17 protein-coding genes, 1 tRNA gene and 1 pseudogene are annotated in these 18,064 nt (G+C 62.0%); 11 read left to right on the forward strand and 8 right to left on the reverse strand.

Features of this window, described 5'->3' with window-relative positions; translation table 11 throughout:
• Positions 1–207: 207 nt before the first annotated feature.
• From CH341_RS04420 to CH341_RS04435, 4 genes are all read left to right on the forward strand, one after another.
• On the forward strand, positions 208–459 hold the full coding sequence (locus tag CH341_RS04420; protein WP_111417821.1) for a TIGR02391 family protein: 252 nt from the start codon (positions 208–210) through the stop codon (positions 457–459).
• An 86-nt stretch (positions 460–545) separates the two neighbouring features.
• Positions 546–1,001, forward strand: a complete 456-nt coding sequence (locus CH341_RS04425; protein ID WP_111417822.1) for a DUF4365 domain-containing protein — start codon at positions 546–548, stop codon at positions 999–1,001.
• A 64-nt stretch (positions 1,002–1,065) separates the two neighbouring features.
• Positions 1,066–1,200, forward strand: a complete 135-nt coding sequence (locus CH341_RS36360; RefSeq protein ID WP_425376148.1) for a helix-turn-helix domain-containing protein — start codon at positions 1,066–1,068, stop codon at positions 1,198–1,200.
• Complete coding sequence (locus tag CH341_RS04435; RefSeq protein ID WP_111417824.1) at positions 1,197–1,466, forward strand: WGR domain-containing protein; 270 nt, start codon at positions 1,197–1,199, stop codon at positions 1,464–1,466. Before CH341_RS36360 ends, CH341_RS04435 begins: the two co-directional genes overlap by 4 nt.
• A gap of 211 nt (positions 1,467–1,677) precedes the next feature.
• On the opposite strand, the gene CH341_RS04440 is transcribed toward CH341_RS04435, so the two are convergent.
• The 6 genes from CH341_RS04440 to CH341_RS04465 form a co-directional block, all read right to left on the reverse strand.
• A protein-coding gene (locus tag CH341_RS04440) for an ISAzo13 family transposase (protein ID WP_111417825.1) occupies positions 1,678–2,900 on the reverse strand; the annotation gives its coding sequence in 2 pieces (ribosomal slippage) (positions 1,678–1,955 and positions 1,955–2,900; 1,224 coding nt in all).
• A 93-nt stretch (positions 2,901–2,993) separates the two neighbouring features.
• A protein-coding gene (locus CH341_RS04445; RefSeq protein ID WP_111417826.1) for an IS630 family transposase occupies positions 2,994–3,940 on the reverse strand; the annotation gives its coding sequence in 2 pieces (ribosomal slippage) (positions 2,994–3,592 and positions 3,592–3,940; 948 coding nt in all).
• Between the two features lie 35 nt (positions 3,941–3,975).
• Entirely contained in the window at positions 3,976–4,497 is a 522-nt protein-coding gene (locus CH341_RS04450) for a Mov34/MPN/PAD-1 family protein (protein WP_170149468.1), read from the reverse strand.
• Positions 4,494–6,221 (reverse strand): ThiF family adenylyltransferase, encoded by a 1,728-nt coding sequence (locus tag CH341_RS04455; RefSeq protein ID WP_111417828.1) that lies wholly within the window; start codon positions 6,219–6,221, stop codon positions 4,494–4,496. Before CH341_RS04455 ends, CH341_RS04450 begins: the two co-directional genes overlap by 4 nt.
• On the reverse strand, positions 6,218–7,267 hold the full coding sequence (locus CH341_RS04460) for a nucleotidyltransferase domain-containing protein (protein WP_146604369.1): 1,050 nt from the start codon (positions 7,265–7,267) through the stop codon (positions 6,218–6,220). Before CH341_RS04460 ends, CH341_RS04455 begins: the two co-directional genes overlap by 4 nt.
• Positions 7,264–8,349: a patatin-like phospholipase family protein gene (locus CH341_RS04465; RefSeq protein WP_245430876.1), complete on the reverse strand. Its 1,086-nt coding sequence runs from the start codon at positions 8,347–8,349 to the stop codon at positions 7,264–7,266. The genes CH341_RS04460 and CH341_RS04465 overlap by 4 nt, the downstream gene beginning before the upstream one ends.
• 703 nt (positions 8,350–9,052) lie before the next feature.
• Here CH341_RS04465 and CH341_RS04470 point away from each other — a divergent pair.
• The 6 genes and pseudogenes from CH341_RS04470 to CH341_RS04495 form a co-directional block, all read left to right on the forward strand.
• Positions 9,053–9,286: pseudogene (locus tag CH341_RS04470) on the forward strand (helix-turn-helix domain-containing protein); the annotation flags it as partial.
• Between the two features lie 73 nt (positions 9,287–9,359).
• A complete protein-coding gene (locus tag CH341_RS04475; protein WP_111417830.1) occupies positions 9,360–9,572 on the forward strand; it encodes a hypothetical protein in 213 nt (70 codons plus the stop codon).
• 342 nt (positions 9,573–9,914) lie between these two features.
• Entirely contained in the window at positions 9,915–10,178 is a 264-nt protein-coding gene (locus CH341_RS36365) for a helix-turn-helix transcriptional regulator (RefSeq protein ID WP_111417831.1), read from the forward strand.
• Positions 10,171–11,451: a VapE domain-containing protein gene (locus CH341_RS33590; protein WP_146604370.1), complete on the forward strand. Its 1,281-nt coding sequence runs from the start codon at positions 10,171–10,173 to the stop codon at positions 11,449–11,451. The genes CH341_RS36365 and CH341_RS33590 overlap by 8 nt, the downstream gene beginning before the upstream one ends.
• Complete coding sequence (locus tag CH341_RS04490) at positions 11,448–13,634, forward strand: AAA family ATPase (RefSeq protein WP_146604371.1); 2,187 nt, start codon at positions 11,448–11,450, stop codon at positions 13,632–13,634. Before CH341_RS33590 ends, CH341_RS04490 begins: the two co-directional genes overlap by 4 nt.
• Before the next feature lie 5 nt (positions 13,635–13,639).
• On the forward strand, positions 13,640–15,799 hold the full coding sequence (locus CH341_RS04495; protein ID WP_111417834.1) for a hypothetical protein: 2,160 nt from the start codon (positions 13,640–13,642) through the stop codon (positions 15,797–15,799).
• A gap of 19 nt (positions 15,800–15,818) precedes the next feature.
• On the opposite strand, the gene CH341_RS33595 is transcribed toward CH341_RS04495, so the two are convergent.
• Both CH341_RS33595 and CH341_RS04500 read right to left on the reverse strand, forming a co-directional pair.
• Positions 15,819–16,568 (reverse strand): hypothetical protein, encoded by a 750-nt coding sequence (locus tag CH341_RS33595; protein ID WP_146604372.1) that lies wholly within the window; start codon positions 16,566–16,568, stop codon positions 15,819–15,821.
• Between the two features lies 1 nt (position 16,569).
• On the reverse strand, positions 16,570–17,811 hold the full coding sequence (locus CH341_RS04500) for a tyrosine-type recombinase/integrase (RefSeq protein ID WP_245430877.1): 1,242 nt from the start codon (positions 17,809–17,811) through the stop codon (positions 16,570–16,572).
• A gap of 42 nt (positions 17,812–17,853) precedes the next feature.
• Here CH341_RS04500 and CH341_RS34055 point away from each other — a divergent pair.
• Positions 17,854–17,923: transfer RNA gene (locus tag CH341_RS34055), tRNA-OTHER, on the forward strand.
• The last annotated feature ends 141 nt before the right edge of the window (positions 17,924–18,064 follow it).

Below are 18,064 nucleotides of genomic sequence, written 5' to 3' on the forward strand. Positions count from 1 at the left end.
CAGTGTTGAATCAGCGACGTACCAGTTTGTCAAAACCTGCTCAGAGACATCGCGCCGCCATACCCCTGAGCAACTACGATTCGTTTAGGAGCCGTCTGCCTGGTCACAGACCCGACGAGGGATTTTGTATCGCCGCCAACAACTGCTCGCCTCTCGAAGAGAGTCTGCTTCCGGCCCGGCCCCCGTCGGAATCAAAAGGGGCCTGGGTTGGACATCGCCGATACTGGCTGGCAGGCCTTCATGCGGGCAGAGTACGACGTCGCCGTGTTTCAGGCCATGAAGGCCGTCGAGGTCACCGTCCGGGAGGCGGCTGGCCTGACTGCGAAGGACATCGGGACAGGCCCGCTGACCGATATGCAGAGCGAGCCCGTGGAGCACCAGGCGCGTTCCGCGCCTGTTTGCCGGTGCAATCGGCTCCTACAAGAAATTGCACTCACACCGCGACGTCAGCTTTGGTGATCCGGCCGAGGCAATCGAAACGATTATGCTGGCCAACCCATCTGCTCCGGATCGTCGACGCCAGGTCGGCTGCGAGGATTTGACCCATGAGCGACTTGGTTCGCCCTCCACACCAGGCGCGCGCACTTCAATGGAGCCGGCTGAACCACCTTCAGGTCGGTCGCTACGCCGAGTACTATTTCAAGATGCAGTTTACGCTGTTCGGATTCGACGTGTACTCCGCCGAGGTCGATGACCGCGGCATCGATTTCGTCATTCGGCTTGAGCCCGACCGTTATTGGGACGTGCAGGTCAAGTCCATCCGGAACTCCGGTTACATCTTCTTCCGAAAGACGAAGTTCCAAATTCGGCCGAACCTGTTGGCCGCCCTCGCGCTGTTCCGTGATGGACATGAGCCCGACATGTTCCTGATCCCTGCCGCGAGGTGGAACAAACCGGATGGTATTTTCGTCGACCGCAACTACGACGGCCTTAAGAGCGCCCCGGAGTACGGCATCACGCTTTCCCCTAAGACATTACCGGGGCTCGATGGCAGAGGATGAGCGTCAGCGGATCATCAAGCGCACCCAGGAGGGCCGCCAGGTGGCCCGTGAGCGTGGCGTGAAGATGGGGCGGAAACCGAAGCTTAACGCGAAGCAGGTCACGGAAATCCGCCAACGCTTGGCGAACGGGGAAGGGACCCGTGATCTCGGCGACAGCTATGGTGTGAGCCGTTCAACGATTTCAAGGGTGGGGACATGACCGTTGTCCACCTCACCCGTATTGACTTGGCGCAGAACCTGGAGCGCTTCTACAGGCTCGATGTTCAACCCGATCTTTTCGGCGGTTGGAGCTTGGTTCGCGAGTGGGGCCGAATTGGCCGCCCCGGGACCGTTCGCATCACGTCATTCGGTACTATCAGCGAGGCAGAAGCAGTCCGTATACAGCTGTGGCATGCGAAGAAACGACGGGGCTACAACAACTCCGAGGGCAGCGCCCAAGGAAGCTTTCTTCGCCCGTCCTGCTGAATCAGACGCGATGGCTGAGCAAGCTGTTGCGGACGGTCATCCGGACACCACGCTGGTCTGGGGATTTGCGAGGGCGTTCCGCCTAGGTTCGGTTTCCGACGCGGCGGCGCCGCTGTTCTCGACCGATTTCAACGGCCGTCAACAGCAGCCGCTAGGGGACGTGGGGTCACTGCAGGCGAGGACGGTCATCTCCTTAGGGCCCGTGGGGAAATTACCGCTTCGGGACTGGGGTTTTGGGCCGGATGGTGTAATTCCAGTCGCCGTGGAATGGGTGGCGTTCGAGGGCGATGGAGTCCATCACCTGATCGGAGATCTTCACGCCGGCCGGATAGGTGTTCGGATCGATCTCGCAGCGGACCTTCAGGCCGGTATCGGTGGTGGTGGCGGCGATCAACTGGACGATGGTCTGCAGGCTGACCAGCGGCTTGCCGCGCCAGTTCTGGGTGATGACCGAGAAGAGACGGTGCTCGATCCGGTTCCACTTGCTGGTCCGGGCGGCAGGTGGCAGACCGTGATCGGGATGCCGAGCTCGGTGGCGAGCGTTTGCAGCTCGCGCTTCCACAGGCGGACCCGTGCGCCGTTGCTGCCACCGGCATCGGCGGTGATCAGCAGCTTGGTCGCGTGCGGGTGTCGGGTGCGGCCCATGGTCTTCCACCAGCGCCGGATCGAATTGACCGCGAAGCTCGCGGTGTCGTTGTCGATGCCGACGCTCACCCAGCCGGCATTGTCGGCGATGTCGTAGACCCCGTAGGGCGAGGCGCGCCCGAGTTCCGGGACGAGGAAGTCGTGCACGCGAACGCGTTCGGGCCGGCCCTTCGGACACCATTCGCGCCCGCCGTTCTTGAAGTCTCCGACCAGCTCCTTCTTCTTGGTGTCGACCGAGATCGCCGGCTCGCCGGCCGTGATGGCCGCCTGAACCTGCTCGTTGATGTAGGTGAACTGGGCGTCGCGGTCGGGATGGTCCGCCCCTTCCTTGGTCTTGCGGTTGGCCTGCAGGCTGTAGCCGAGCCCGTGCAGCACCTCGCCGACCACGTTGGGCGAGATGCGGTGGCCGAGCCGGCCGAGTTCGGCCGAAAGCCGGCGCAAGCTCTTGGCGGTCCACTTCAGCGGCGCCATCGGGTCGCCGCGGGTCGAAGGCTCCACCAGGGCGACGAGGTCCTCGAGCAGCGTCGAATCGCTGTCGACCAGCGCCGGCCGCCCGGCGCCCTTCCGCCGCACCCGGCCCGGCGTCGCCTCGGGCGGCGACGTGCCGCGCAGTTCCGCCAGCCCGCGCCCGATGGTGCTGCGCGCGATCCCGGTGATTCGCGACACCGTCGCGATCCCACCCCGACCGGCCGCCATCGCCTCGGCCGCCGCGAACCGGCGCCGCCCGCGCTCGTCGAGCACGGGCTTCACCGCCAAATACCGCATCCTGATCGCTCTATCGTCCACCATACTCGGGATTTAGGGAGCCCGAGTCACCGGCGGAATCCCCACCCCATCAACAGATTCGAGAATTCCCCCACGGGCCCTTAGAGCGGAATCCGATCAGGCTGCATCGTATCCTGCGGCGGCGAAGTAATTGGCGCATTCGGTCGGGGTGAAGGTTCGGACGAGGCCGCCGATCGCGGCCCATAGGCCTTCGACGGTTCGCTCGGCGGCCTTGCGGAGATGGGCCTTCAGCTTGGAGAAGGCGTTCTCGATCGGATTGAAGTCGGGACTGTAGGGCGGCAGGTAGAGGAGGCTCGCGCCGGCCGCCTCGATCATGGCGCGGACCGCGGGGCCCTTGTGGCTCGAAAGATTGTCCATGATGACGATGTCGCCGGGCGCGAGCGCGGGAACGAGAACGTGCTCGACATAGGTCTCGAAAGCCTCGCGGTTGATCGCGCCGTCGAGGACGAACGGGGCTATCATCCCTCGGCAGGTGAGCCCGGCCACGAACGTGGTCGTCTTCCAGTGTCCATGCGGAATGCCGACCCGCAGGCGCTCGCCTCGCGGCGCTCGGCCGTAGCGCCGGGCCATGTTGGTGGAGGCCCAGGTCTCGTCGATGAACACCAGCCGCTCGGGGTCGAGGTCGAGCTGGCCGTCGAACCAGGCCTGCCGACGCCTCACGATGTCGGGACGATCCTGCTCGCTGGCATGCCCGGTCTTTTTTTGCGCGTGATCCGGTGACGCTCGAAGAACCGTTGGATCGTGCCGAAACCGAACGTGTGCCCCTGGCCCGCGAGGGTCCGGCGGAGCTCCTCGATGGTGATGTCGGGTGTCTCGGCGAGCACGCCCAGGATCAGGTCCTTGCAGGCCTCGATCCGGCCGGACCGTCGATCGCCCCCGAGCGCCTTCGGCCGGGCGTCACCCTGCACCTCGACGCGCCGTCTCCACCGACTGACACTCGCGGCGCTGACGCCGAACCGCTCACCAGCCTGCCGGTGCGACATTCCATCGGCGACCGCCTTCAGAACCCGCGTCCGCAGATCGAGAGAAAGGGCTCGCGACATGCCTGCCGGCCTCCCTCTCCGGTAGACAGCTTGAATCACCTCCGCGCCGACTTGGGAATCCCTCGCGATTCACTCAGATCGGGAACCGCTCTAGCGTCTGACCGTAAGCCGTCGATCGAATGGAACGAGGCCCAGAGGCCGCCCGGAAACGAATCCCGCCCGACGATAAGAAGCAGGAAGCCCGGCAGGTGATGCGTGGATCGCCGGACCACCTTGGCGATGCTCGAAAGATCGTCGAAAGAGGGCCTCGGCACGTCTTCGGGATGGGTGTGCCAGTCGCCGACATAATCCAGACCCAGTTCGTGATGCTGGAAGATCTCCTCTTGTTCGGAGGCGCGATGAGGCCGGAACGAGAAGCGCCCGCGGCGGTCCCGAGACCTCGGTCCGGTCGCTGCGACGATTTCCCATTCGTCGGCGCGGACGCGCGCGAAAAGCTGGCCGCCGGCCTCGCGTTGATAGAAGCGGCGTTGCCGGTGAGCGTCGAACGTAGCAAGTGCCAGGGAGCCGATTCGAACCACGATATGGCGGACCTCAAATGTCACAACCTGCGCGCTCACGGAAACGTCCAATCGCCTTCGTACGGGCCGCCGACTTCGTCCGGTTGTCCGCGTGCCGCAGCCCAGCCGGACGTGACGGATGCGTCGGCTTCCTGGAATGCCGCCGCATCCGCGAGCCAGGTTCGCCAGACAGGCGCGCTCGCTAAGCCGCGCAAGGCGTCGATGGCGAGCCGCGCGACCAAGGCCTGTGCATGGGCGAGTTCGATAGCCCCGAAGGGAGTGGAGGCGCCGCCGCATTCGGCGGGCGGTGGCTTTCCGCCAGCGACGACGGGCAGTCGGAATTGCCCATAATCGCTGAAGCCGTCAGCGAGTTTTGCTGCGGAATTTCCGATCAGAACGGCATGGGTCGCAAGCGCGTGCGGTTCCATCCAGCCGTAGACTGCCACGGCCTTCTGTCCGGATTGCGAGAGCGCGTTTTCCACGGACGCGTCGGCGGCCCAGTCGCCTGTGCAGGAGACGACCAGGTTGGCGGCCTTGAGGACTTCGGCGTGTTCACGCGCGAATGCTGCGAACGTCGAGAGGTGACCTTCCACCAAGCTGATCGTCGGCAAACTTGCACGGATGCTGCTGGCCAGCGATTTCGCCTTGCCCGTATTGACGGCCAGGGCGCCGAGTTCGTGTCGGCGGATGTTTTCCCAGCCGAGTTCCTCGGGGTCGACGAGCCATAAGTGCGCGACGCCCGCCTGCGCGAGCATCCGCGCTACGCCGGATCCCAGTGCGCCGCAGCCTGCAACGATCACCTTGGCTTCGGCTAACTGTTGCTGCACGCCTTCGGGCAGGCGAGAGATCGCCGCATCCATCCGCTGTGTGACGATGCGATCGAGCCTGAAGCGACCGAATACACTCCTGGCTGTCTCATTGGACGGATCGATGCTCTTGCGCATGGCGCGCCGCTTCAGCGGCTTGCCGACCCTGTCCGAGGGCCTGCGGAGGTACGTTGCTGCGTAGTGCTCGCGTCCAGACGGAGACTTTCCCGCAAGAATAACAAAAGCCTCCATTGGCGTGTTGCTCATCAGCCGTTTCAGCAAATTGACTCCGTCGTTCGATCGCGCTTCGACAAGAGCCCACAGTTCTTCCGCGGTTTCCGGATAGCGATCGGGAGCGGGAAGAGGATCGATGACGATCACTGGGGTTTCCTTGAGCGACTTCGGCCTCGCTCCGGTCAGGTTGTTCATGACCTTGGCGGCCTCAGCCTTGCCGGGAAAGACCAGTAGTCCGCGGTCCGTCATTACCGCCCGGGCGACGACGGTCTTACTCGCTCCGCCAGAGCCTGGCATGACCTGGACGCGGAGGTCGCCGCGCGTCGCCCATGAAAGCCAGTAGAGACCGAAATCGTCGCGGAAGTCGTCGTCGTGCTTTCCGATCTCGTTGTCCTTCAGCAGCTGAAGGGCGTCTGCGAGCGCCGCCTGGACGGTCCGTAGTCGGTCGCCTGGCACCGCCTTGGTCGCAAGACAGAGCTTGCCGTCCTTTTCGACGTGCGGCTCCGCGCTCGCGCGCGAATACCCCACGAGGTAGAGCCGAGCGACGCTGAAGGGAAAATCAGCGTCGACCTGGATCTCAAATTCGCGGCCCCGCCAACGTAACCGCCAGCCTTCGACCATGCCGGGCCGCAGCGAGCCGACCGGCATGCGCCCGAGATATTCGTCGCCAAGTCCGGTGAACCAGGCATCTAATCCGAAAACGCCGGAGTCGGTCACGGGCGTCGCATCAAGCGGAAGGTTCACGCGTGGCGGCGCTCCGTCGCATAGCGGCTCTCGCCCTGCTTGATCACCGCGGGTCCGCTGGCCTTTTCGATCTTTGATTTCTTGGAAGGGTCTGGCTGTTTGGAGAACCAGTCGGTAAAAAACAGCGCGTCCCAAGCCTTCATCGCTTCGTCGTGGGTACAATCGAGCTTATCGAGCACCTCAAGGTGCTTGAGGTTCTCGTCAATCTTTTCCTTCAGAAAGGCGGTCTTGGCGTCGTCGGGTTCGGCAAGGTTCTCGTTCAGCACCGGGTGGCGCACGGCGATGCCGAGCGCGAGTTGCAGACTGATCCCGCGCAACGTCTGCCGGAACGACCTGTCGTCGCGGCCGTCGTCGCGCGCAAAGTTGTCGCAGCACAGCTTAGAAATAGTGAAGCCGCTCGCGATCTTATCCGTCCAGCCATAACGACTGCGCGCGAACGCTTTCGCCAGGCGGACAACGCGCACGAACTGACCATCGTTGCCGTCGGTGGAAGCATCGGGCGATTTGCTCGCATTCGCTTCCTTAAACCACTGTGTGTTCGCCAGCGGATCCGACACTCTCCAGGTGTCGCCCGCGGCGATCTCGAACGACTTCTTCTCAACGCCAGTGAACGGATCCGTCTCGCGGTTCTCTCTGTAGACGGGCACGTCGACGTGGTAACCTTCGGACTTGTAATACACTCGCACGCAGTTGTTGCGCGGCTCCGGCTGGTCCGCGAAGCGCTTGTCCTGCAGCGCGTCACTAACCATTTTCCTCGCGTCCTCAGCGGCCTTGTCCTGGCCTTTGTCGTCCTTAAGCTTGTCTCGTTTAAAGTAGACACCGTCGTCAACGTCGTAGTCGTTGCGGTCGTGCTGGATCATGGTCTTCATCGCGTAGGAGCCCTGTGTCCGCGAACCGATGGCCTTGGGGCTGCCGTTGCGATCGAGCCCGTTGCGAAGCCGATCGCGGTTGATCTTGGCCTTGCCAAAGATGTCGGCGCGGTCGTCTCTCGACATGCGCACCTCAGCACGTTCGAAGCCTCTCACCTGTTCATCGCAATCTTTCACGCTGCCGTCTCCATCTCCACGCCGGTCTTCGGCATCGCCGGAAGACTCATCATCAAGGCCTTCACCATCCGTCCGTCGGGATTGTTCGGGTCGTCGCAGGCGCTCTTAGCGAGATCCGCGTCGTTGCTCGCCTGCTGGATCAGACGCTTCAACGCTTCCGGGCGCGCATCGTCGAGCGCGAGGTATTTCATCATCTCTGCGGGCAGGTCCTTGTTCGGAAAGCGTAGCCTGGTGACGGGTTGCCCCAACGCTGTGAGCTTGTTGCCGATAAAGCGGGCCATGTTGTCGAAAGCGAACTCCTGGGCCGTGATGCTGAGGCCGGCGGCCTCGGCCCCCATCTTCCAGCCCAAAATGGATCGGTGGACCTTCCACGGAGGGATGAGTTCGCCTTCCGGTCGCGAGCAGGTGCCTAGCGAGAAGATCTCGATGGGCGTCTTCGGGGGGGCGCACGCAAGGGCATCGGCCAGGCCGACCATGATCGGATTGTTCGCCCACAGCCCGCCGTCAGCGAAGATCTGCTCGACGCCATGGTCGCCGTTAGGATCATCCACGGCCGCTAGCGACCGGAAGATTGGGGCCGCGCTGGAAGCCATGCACACATCGACCAGCTTGTAGTGGTCGTCACGCACGCCGCTCATAGGCGTCTTCTTGAAGACCCAGGACCGATGGCTGCTCATCAGGACGGCAGGAATTGAGAGGGACAGACCGCGCTTCTGAAAGACGTCCAGCATGGTCGTCTCCCGGAGTACGTCGGTCAGAGCCGTCCGCAGGACCTTGTCACCCTTGCGGACGTAGCGACCGCCCACGAACATGCGCCAGATCGCGCTGGTGGTGCCTTTAATCCGATGAGGAAAGATCTGGCGACCATGGTCGCGATACATCTTGATGATCTCACTCATCGGCCGACCGACCGCCAAAGCACAGCCGACCATCGCCCCAGTGCTGGTGCCAGTGATAAGTTCGAAACCCTTGCCCAGATCGAGGCTTTCGACGCCGCGTGTACGCGCGAACTGGGTTACGAGGCGGTCGAGGAAAGCGGCGGTGTAGATACCGCGCATGCCGCCGCCGTCGAGGCTCAACACTCGGTATGGCTTGATCTCCGACCCTGCTTCGGGTCGTACATTTTGGGTCTCGGTTGTCACGATCGTGCCTAAGCCCAGCTTCGGATTCACTGTTCGTTGTTACGCTAAACACCGCGGGCTCGGACGCGCGCCACGCTGATGATTAAGTCCACGAAGGAGAGGCCCGGACCATCTACGGCCGGTAGCGCTCGTCGATCCCGTCGGATCGCCAAATCCTAAAGACTTGAATAGAACCGGTTGCTGAAAAATGGAGTTAGTCGCTCACGGCCGCAAGGGCCGTACGAACGGAAGTACACTAATTGCGCTGAGGAAAGAACGAATTTTTGCCTTGACTTAAAAGACTCAGGCTTTCGACGAGATACGCGACCGCGCCGCGGCCAGAAAGCGAAGACGGCGGGCTCCTGCCGACGGATTTCGGTTTTACGATCAAGGCCCTCGGCACCTGCGTGCCTGGGCCACGCCGAGCCGTCCGCCTCAAGGCCAAGCCCTTCGGGCGCTAGCGCGGCCTTGACCCGGCCGTCCCGACGCGGCAAGGGCTGGCCGTTCGCCTAAGCCGAAACCGGCTCAGGCGAGCCGTCCCCGACTAGGAGATGTTGATTTCCACTGAGAAGTGACCCAGGCAGCGGGGATTTTTCCACCGAGAATTGACCCATGTTCGACCCTCCCCGGACGCGATTCGTTCGGGGACAGCGGAGTGATCGACATGGAGTTATTGAGCGTCATCCGTCGGTGGCACCACCGGAACCATTACTCGATCCGGGAGATAGCTCGGCGCACCGGACTTTCGCGGAACACTGTCCGCAAATATCTGCGATCGGACGGCGTCGAACCGCGGTTCACAGTTTCCGACGGTCCCAGCAAGCTCGATCCCTATGCCGACAAGCTGTCGGCGATGTTGCGCGTGGAAGTCGGCAAGGCGCGCAAGCAGAAGCGCACGATCACCGCAATGACGATCTAACGCTGGACGAGGTGTAGTGGATATTGATCTGAATTACGAGCAACATCGACCCATGAGAAAGACCGCACCAATCCTCGCCGAGGTCCGAAAGGTGATCGTCCGTGAGGGCACAGTCCTCGTCTCGTTCGTCGAGTTCAACAGTTGGTATGCTGTCACTGTCGATTTGGAAGCGGTCATTCGGCAGGCATCAGATGACCGCCGCCCCATCGTCATAGCCACAACCACAGATGCCGTCGTGACAGCGGAATTTGCACCCGAGCCGTGAGCCCCGTCAGCGGGCGGACCAGGTGTCCCTGCTTCGGAGAGGCCGCAGGCCACTTTCCTCGCAAAAGCTCGATCGGTGCGCTGGCATCGGCGGTCGGCGCCGAGACGCGATCGCACCAACTATCTGCGCAAACAGAATCAGCCTCGGTCTCCCGCAGCCGTCTCGCTCCCTCGGAAATTCGTTGCCGGCGGCAGAGCTGGGTCACTTGCGAAACGATAACCGGTCCTGACCGGACGGCGCGTTTCAGAGGCGTCACGCGACTGAGTAGCATCCGTAAATCTTTTCCGGCCGCGCACGAAATACGGGGAGGTGCCGAGTTCATTTATCCGGCATCTTCCCGGCATGAACACGATCAACGCGCTGACCCTACAGCAGGTGCTCCGTACCCGGGAAGCCGCCCGGCTGTGCGGGGTGTCATTGAGCCACTTCAGGCGATTGCACTGGGCGGGGCAGTTGCCTCCGCCCATCAAACTCGGCGAGCGCCGTCTCGGGTGGCGTGTAGCAGATATTTTGTCATGGTTATCGGCGCGCCAAGGCGGAGCCCGGAACCTCGAGTATTCGTCGGCAGAGCCGACCAGGGGGCGAAGGGGGCCGGCACATGGATGACAATGCTCGGTCACTGGCCGCTGGACCTGAGAACTTCGACTTCACCGACTCACGTGGTCCAGTCGACGCGATTGGGTTCATCGAAGAGTACCTGGATGAGCTCGGACTCGAGGTGCTCTTCGATGATACGATTCTCCTGAAGGGGTACGCGACACAGGCAGAGTCTCGTGCGGATGTGGAACGTTTTCTAACCCAACCAACAATTTCACTCAAGGATATACTAGACGGCGCCCGACTGCATCCCCGACGTCATCAGCACCAGCTCAGCGTCGGAGATCTCGTTTCTGCGCTGCGCCAGGCCGTCAAAGCGCGGCAGGTGCAGCGACGAAAGGCCGTGCTGAGACCACTGTTGGCCGGAACTTCGGAAACTGATCGGGCCGCCGACGAATGGGCGAGGCTGGCTGGCTTGTTCGAGTTGGAGCAAGGCCTTGCGATCGGGATCTTGCGTCACTTCGTGTGGCAAGTATTTCAGAAGGTTCTTGGCCGCCCTGTCGACCACCATCTGGTCCCCGTCGTGTTCAGTGAAACTCAGGGATCCGGGAAAACCACATTCTGTCGTTGTTTCATCGGCCCGCTGCACGAGTTGGCGACAGGGGCGGCGCTACTGTCGGATCTCGCGGATCCACGCAGCTCCGACATATTTCGGTTTCCGGTCCTATTTCTCGATGACCTCGAAAAACTCAGCGGCGCATCCTCACCGGTGCTCAAAGCGATATTGACGGCGACTTCCATGAGACGCCGCCGCCTCGGAACCTCCCTGAGCGAGGACGTGCGCCAGGCCACGACCCCTATAGCCACTTCGAATCTCGGCATCGAGAAGCTGGTCGATGATCCGACCGGTCACCGCCGTTTCGTTCAGCTCAATTTCCGAAATGGCAACGCAGAAAAGGGAGGGGACCCGAAACTCTGGGAAATCGTCCGGGATACGAATTACAAGTTGCTCTGGCGGTCTGTCGATGCGTTCGGGCCAACTCCGTTAGGGCCGCATCTTCGGGATCTGTACCGTCATCAGGACGCCTCGAAGCCGCAAAACGCGCTCCTTGGGTGGCTACGAACATTCGATGACACTCGCGATGACGTAAAGCGGATCCGCACGAGAGACGGCGTACGTGCGCGGGGGCTCTACGAACTCTTCGTCTCAGACACACGCGAAACGATTTCCGAACCGCGCTTTTCAGCGGAAATGCGGCGCTGGCTCGGGTGCTCCGGTGTACCATTCGCCGACACCGTCAAGATGAATGAGGGCCGATTGTACAGGTTTTCAAAACCGTGAGCAGCAGCCCCGCCAAGAATGCCGGCGGCGAGCGCGCCTCCGATCCGGAACCAATCATGTCCCTCACACCCGTCACTCCCGTCACACCCGTCACTTCCATCACTTCCGTCACTTCCGTCATACCGGACCTAAACCACATGAGCTGTGAGACCAACTCAACAAGCCCGGGGGTCGCGCTGGCGAAAAAGTATGCGCCGCGGACTTTCGAAGAGGTGCGGGGGCAGCGAGAGGCAGTGCGGTTGCTGCGGCAGCTCGCCTTGCGGGGCAAGAGGGCTCGGAATCTCCTCTTCGCGGGCGCATTCGGAAGTGGGAAGAGCACGCTTGCTCGGCTGACTCACATGTCGTTGAACTGCCGGCATCTCACCCCAGAGGGCTCGCCGTGCGGCGTCTGCGATTGCTGCCGCGATCCGAGGACTTTTGGCTACTTCGAGTACGACGTTCCGCTGCGCGGCGGTTCTTCAGAGGAGGTCGGGCCGTGGGTCCAGGCTGTGAACAGCGCGCCGGCAGACCATCACGCTAGGACCCTGTTCTTCGACGAAGCTCACGCTCTTGAGGCTAGTGCGGTCGACGTATTGCTCACCGCCATCGACCGGGGGAGCGATCGGGTTTCATTCTGCTTCGCGACGACCGAGCCGGACGCGCTGAAACTCCCGCTGCATTCCCGGCTAATTCGATTGGACGTCAATGCGCTCGCATTGGCCGAGGCGGTCCAGTTCATGGAAGAGATCGCCCAACGTGAAGGAATCCCCTACAGTATAGCCGCATTGAAGACCCTCTGCACGATCAAGCAAGGACACCCGAGAGACCTGCTCATCGGCCTAGAGCACGTCGCGAGCCTCGGCCCGGTCACGATCGAAAACGTCAAAAGCGCCTTCGGTCTGGAGCCGCTCTCCTGCCTCGTGGAGTACTTCTTCGCCCTGGCGGATGCCGATGTCCGCGGGCAACTCCTGGCGCTAGAGCGATGGCAGGACGACATGAAAGCGAAGGTGCAGTCGATTTATTCCTATCTGGCGTCCCTTTACTACCGGGATCTTCGAGGGCGCGACGTGATCATCGACCCGGTCGTGGATTCGTTCGAAGATGGTCGGGCGACCGTAATCGAGAAGTTCCGCCTCCGCCTCGGTCTTGAGGGACGGCGGGAGCTGATCCCGTACTGGGACAAATTGATTAGTCACTGGGCGGGACGGGAGCTACGCACTGACCCTGAGCGCTGGCTGAGCCTCGCATCCTTCGGTGAACTCGCCGGCAATGGGCTGAAGCACTGCCGGACACAGGATGAGCACCGGTCCGCGATCATCACGGACGGCTCAGTGCCATCGCGAGTGGTCAGGCCCTGCGGAGCTTCCGAGATAGTCAACGGAGAGGGCAGCCGCACGCCGAATGGAATCAATTTCCTGGAGCCGGCGGACGTCCGCAAGGTCATGAACCTCGCGAGCTTTCTGATCCAACACTACGACGTGTTGATCAACGCGGGCCTGACGGTCCGCCCAGGTCCGGCCGCGAAATCGGATTCGGACGGGATGGGTGCCCTGAAGGCGTTCTGCTGGGACTTGGGACAGCGGGCGCCCCGCGCTCACGAGGTGGTCGACGTGATCGCCGTGTTCGATCGAGACGAGGACGGCTTGCTCGCGCACGTGGCGGTCCGAGTACCCGCAATCCCAGACTGGGCCGGCGAGCTGAATCAGTGGTGCAACGACTGGCAGCACGAGCGCTTCGGTCCCGTGACCTTCGACTTGTCCTCTTCCGGTGCGGATCCGGTCCGCTTTCACTGGGATCAAATCCGAAACCTCTGCGCCGGACTCGCAATCCACGATCTCCTCGACAAGCTCGGGGTCCCGCGGCGTGGTCGCAGACCTTCCGGTCCAGTACCGACCGCCCCAACGTGGTTCTCGGAACGACTGAGTGACGACGCGGTCGCGCAGGCGTGCCAACTCGAGATGGCTCCGCTGTCCGCCTTCGATGACGAAGCATGGGACTGGATCGGGAAGGGTTGGGAGACAAAGGAGCATGTGGATCGAGTCAAGACGATCGCCAAGCGACAACAGGATGTCGAGGAGCTTAGGCGGATTTGGCATGCAGACCTCTGTGAGCAGGACAGGCGGTTGAACGCACTGGTGGCCGAATGGCGCGTGGCTCCTCAAAACCGCCGCCGACGCTGGCACGGCTGGTGGGTTAATCGGTAGTGGCAATGCTGGATCTCGAACTCTTATCAAAGCCGACGTATCTCCCGCGCGTGCTGCTTTACAAATACCGCAGTGGGGTTATGCGGTCCCGGGTCATTGACTGGCTTCAAGCCGCTGCCCGGAAAGCGGGGCTAGACGCCTATGCGTGCGGGCAGGATGCGCTCTTCGGGCCCTCGCTGTTCGACGGTGTTCTATTGTTCGACTGCGCCGAACTCCGAACGGTCCAAGCTGCAGATCTATCGGTGTGCCTCCGCGAAGTCGCGAACAGTAGCTCCGCTACGGTTATCTTCGCAGAGGTCGGTACGGGGCAGTGCGAATGCCTGAATTGGGCCGAGGCGGATCCGGAGGCCGTAGTCGTCGAGGAGCGGCAGATCACGTCCGAAACGGTCGAAGCGGCCCTCAAGTATTTCGTCGGGGCGAGCGACCTCGTCGTCGATCGGCGCATTCTTGGGGACGGCGCGTTCACGGGTCACTTTCGTACGTTCGTCGATCGTCCTGGCGGTGTCGACGTGTCCGAGTTTTCGCGGGAGTTCGATACGGTCATTCTACGTTGGATGGACCATGAGACGGGACAGTTCACCATCCCGGACCGCGAGAAAGGGACGACAGTGCAGCGGGCCGAGCGACTGCGCCCACTGCGGGCGTACGTCCTCGACAGACACCGATCCGACTTCATCGATTTCTTGCAAGGCCTTGAACATCAGCGGCGGAGCGGCGCGAGCACGGCCCGGCTGGTGTCGACTCTGCTCGAGTCGAGCATCGCGCTCATCGAAAAACCGGGCGGTCTCGGTCCCTCTCGATGCATGAGTGGCGCACTATTGTGGGGTGCCGCCGTTCTCTGCTGGCGAAGGCGATTGTCACAGACTGCCTTTCCGGCAGGATCGGGCAGAATCGAGGTGGATCGGTTCTTCTGCCAGCTCGATCAAATTGCCCGGATGTTCGAGGCGTGTTGCGCCGACGAAGCTCCTCGAAGGTTACTGTTTGGGCAGATACGAGAGGCACTCTCCGTTCTAAGCGAGAAGGATCAACTCGGGTGTCGGCTCCGGCAAGTGCTACAGGAGGCGCTCGCGTCCGCCTGCCCGGGTGGTCCCGACTGGATCGGGACCTTGCAGGCGTTCCTCGACCCAGCGAGCAGTCCGAGCGGCGCCGTCCTCGTCGAGCCACCGACGTTCAGAGCTCCAGTGCTTGCTCGAGCGATGCGAGACATCGTCGGGCATCAGGAGGTCATTCAAGCGCTTCAAGCGCGGTTTCGAACAGTCAATCATTCGACACCGATCTGGCTTTACGGCCCGCCCGGCATCGGGAAGCGGACCATAGCCAGCGTGTACGCCCGGTCGCTGCTATGTGAACGAATTTCCTACGACCGACTGGTTCCGTGTGGAGAATGCGCCGGATGCCGCGGCTTCGACCTCGCGGGCGGCTTTGGATATTCTCCTCTGAATCTGGCCGCACCGAACGCCCTCGCGTACGTCCGTGAGTATCTTGCAGGCATCCAAAGTCATCCATTTGCCGAGCACCGGGTTGTCGTCGTCGAGAGGCCGGAAAGTGCGCCGGGTATCGTGGACACGTTCCTCAAGACCCTGGAGGCCCAGCTTCGGTCGACCACGGTCATCTTCCTAACGCGATCATTGGAAGGCGCGCGTGGAGCAGGGCTGTCTCGATCGCAGGTGTTTGCGCTGAAGCCGCTCACGGCGGACAAGGCGCGTGAGCTCCTGGCCTGGTTCTTCGAGGAGCTTCGCGTTTCGTGTCAAGACGAAGGGATCGTCGACCTCTTAGCCGCGGCCGGAGGGGGCATCCCCGGGCGGCTCTACGCAGCTGTTCAGCAAATCGGAGCGGCCCAATGGGGCACGATCGCCGAAGCGAAGCAGGCACTCGGGCTAGGTTGGGGTCAAGAAGCCCTGACCCGCTGCCGAGACCTGATCGGCGCAAATCGAACCGCACGGCGGGAAGCCGTAGTCCTCGACCGGGACATGAAGGAGTATCTGCAGTCGGCTTTGGTCGAACTATGGAGAATGGAAATCGGGGCGCCGAACCCCATCTCCGGCGCCTTCATCAGCTCGGAGCCAGATCTAAGCATTACCTACGAGATGTTACGAGCCGAGGCCGATCGCCAGGGATGCACCTCGATCGAACTCCTCGAAGCGATATCGAATCGCATTGTATAGGCCCAAGCATACGGAGCCGTCAGGCGTACTTCTTCTTGTTCCTATTATTGAACGCATTTCCGATCGCAATCGACAATTGCGCACGATCGAGGGCCCCATCGTGCAACTTCATTTCTTCGAAGACGGCCCACACAAATCGGATGCTCGGCCCTGTGAACGTAGAGCTGCCGTCGCGGGCTGGCTCCGGATTGAACCGCCTGCCGAACATGAATTCGTAAACGGCCGGAATATGTGCTTTTGCAAGCTCACGTTCGACTGACATTGGTCGTTTTTGATCGACAACGGAATGACCAACGTACGGCAGAACGGCTCGATGGCCAGTGCCTTTGAGGAGGAAGGCCTGATGTGCCTTCGCTGGATCTCGTCTTAACAGCGCCTCGTACTCGGTCCGTCTTTTTCTCAAGTTGTCTACGCACCCGGAAAGATCCGACAGAACCTTTTGTGCCTCATCCATCGCGGTGCGGCCGTATTCACGACTACCGAGTAGGTCAAAGCCCGAAGCCACGATTGCATCGCGGAGGACCGAAAGGGTCGGCTGCGACAGCATTCGTTGGAGCGCATCGATATGGCGCTGGAGGGAGGTAAACTCCCGTTTTAATACGGCGGTTGTGAGCTTCGGGCCGATCGTCTTATTCAGCCGGTATGTTTCACGAAAGATATCTAGCTGATATGCAGCATCTTCCGGGCTGCAGGATGGTGCGAGGGCGAGCTTAGTCTTGCGGCAGATCCGCTCAATAGTTTTCTCATCAATTGGCGGTACGTCGCCCATGTCACCCGCCGTTCGTCAGTTTCGAGACATGTTCCGACCAGACCTCAAGCGCTCGCGTTTTCTCTTCTCTATACGTCGCGCGATTATAGATGCCGGCGACCCCGCCGCGCGTGCCAGAGATATGGTTGAGCACCGCCTCGACCACGTGGGGCTGCACACCCAAGTTCGCCATGCCGGTTGCCACCGTCCGTCGGAGGTCGTGGAGCCGCCACGGTCGCAACGCGGCTGATCGTGCAATCCGCTCGTCCAGGTCGCGCTTGGCCTTCGACCACCCAGAATAGCCGCCAGCACCCGCCCCGAAGACGAGATCACGGCCGACTAATTGCGGTGTATTCGACAGCAGTTTGACCGCGAGTGATGACAGCGGAACTTCGTGGGTCAAGCCGTTCTTCGTGCGGGCCGACGGAATGGTCCACAACGCGTTGGGGAGATCGAGTTCAGCCCAGCGCATACTGCCGACCTCTTCGCGCCGCTGCCCGGTCAGCGTTAGCAGTTTTACGGCGCGGCCGTAGTCGGAGTTCTCGCTAGAGGTCCATACCGCCTGCAACTCCTGATCCGTGAGCACGTGGTCGCGCCGGATTTCCTCGCCGGCCTTGAACGTGCCGACCAACGGGTTGGTCTCGAGCAGGCCCATGCTCAGAGCGTAGCTTAGAAGAGCCGAGAGTGCCGCCCGGGCCCGATTGGACGCGATCGGGCCGCTGTCGCGCGCGATCTCCTCCAGGCGGAGGGCGAGGACGCGGCGATCGAGTGCACTGAGGGGTGTTTCGTGCAGTGGCCGCCAGTGTTTCCTCAAATGCCGCTCGACTTCTTGCAACGACCGCGACTTCAATCGCGTTTTCGCCTGCTGCAAGTAGCGCTCAATCACAGCCTCCAGCACAAGCGCACGTTGAGCTTTGGCTCTAGCGCGCTCCTCACGCGGGTTCTCGCCGAGTTGGACCCGCGCAAGCGTCTTTCGGGCTTCCTCGCGGGCGAGATCGAGCGGGACCGTATCCACCCTCCCGATTGTCTCGCGCCGGGACTTGCCGTCAATGCGATACTGGACCACCCAGACCTTGCCGGTCGGGTTTACGCGCACACCGAACCCTCGCAGGGCCTCGTCCCAGAAAATCTGGTACGGACGGCCGGGTGCTAAGGTGAGGTTCGTGACACCGGATCTGGTGAGGCGCATGGCTCGATAAGCAGATGGTAAGCGTCGCCATGGATACCAGAGACCTCTCTTGAAGACAATGGTCTGGAGGTCCACGACAATAACGTCAAAAAAATAGGACTTTCGTGCTTACCGCGTGCGCTTGGATGCTCGTAATTTCAGACTACGAATCTGGGGGTCGGACGTTCGAATCGTTCCGGGCGCGCCATTCTTCTTCGACGAAGTCACATCATCGGACGCTATTCGACATCGTCGCCGGGCCCTGCCGGACCCTTGCCGCTGGCTAAGCGTGGTCACACGCCGGCGCGTCGGGCGCCGTCGCTCGTCGGTCCCCGAAGGAGCTGCCGTG

The organism is Rhodoplanes roseus (assembly GCF_003258865.1).
GTDB lineage: Bacteria > Pseudomonadota > Alphaproteobacteria > Rhizobiales > Xanthobacteraceae > Rhodoplanes > Rhodoplanes roseus.

Bases quoted from the DNA above. Each gene is read 5' to 3' on its own strand.
- CH341_RS04425 (WP_111417822.1), top strand. From the start codon at position 546: ATGAGCGACTTGGTTCGCCCTCCACACCAGGCGCGCGCACTTCAATGG.
- CH341_RS36360 (WP_425376148.1), top strand. From the start codon at position 1,066: ATGGGGCGGAAACCGAAGCTTAACGCGAAGCAGGTCACGGAAATCCGC.
- CH341_RS04435 (WP_111417824.1), top strand. From the start codon at position 1,197: ATGACCGTTGTCCACCTCACCCGTATTGACTTGGCGCAGAACCTGGAG.
- CH341_RS04475 (WP_111417830.1), top strand. From the start codon at position 9,360: ATGAGAAAGACCGCACCAATCCTCGCCGAGGTCCGAAAGGTGATCGTC.
- CH341_RS36365 (WP_111417831.1), top strand. From the start codon at position 9,915: ATGAACACGATCAACGCGCTGACCCTACAGCAGGTGCTCCGTACCCGG.
- CH341_RS33590 (WP_146604370.1), top strand. From the start codon at position 10,171: ATGGATGACAATGCTCGGTCACTGGCCGCTGGACCTGAGAACTTCGAC.
- CH341_RS04495 (WP_111417834.1), top strand. From the start codon at position 13,640: ATGCTGGATCTCGAACTCTTATCAAAGCCGACGTATCTCCCGCGCGTG.
- CH341_RS33595 (WP_146604372.1), bottom strand. From the start codon at position 16,568: ATGGGCGACGTACCGCCAATTGATGAGAAAACTATTGAGCGGATCTGC.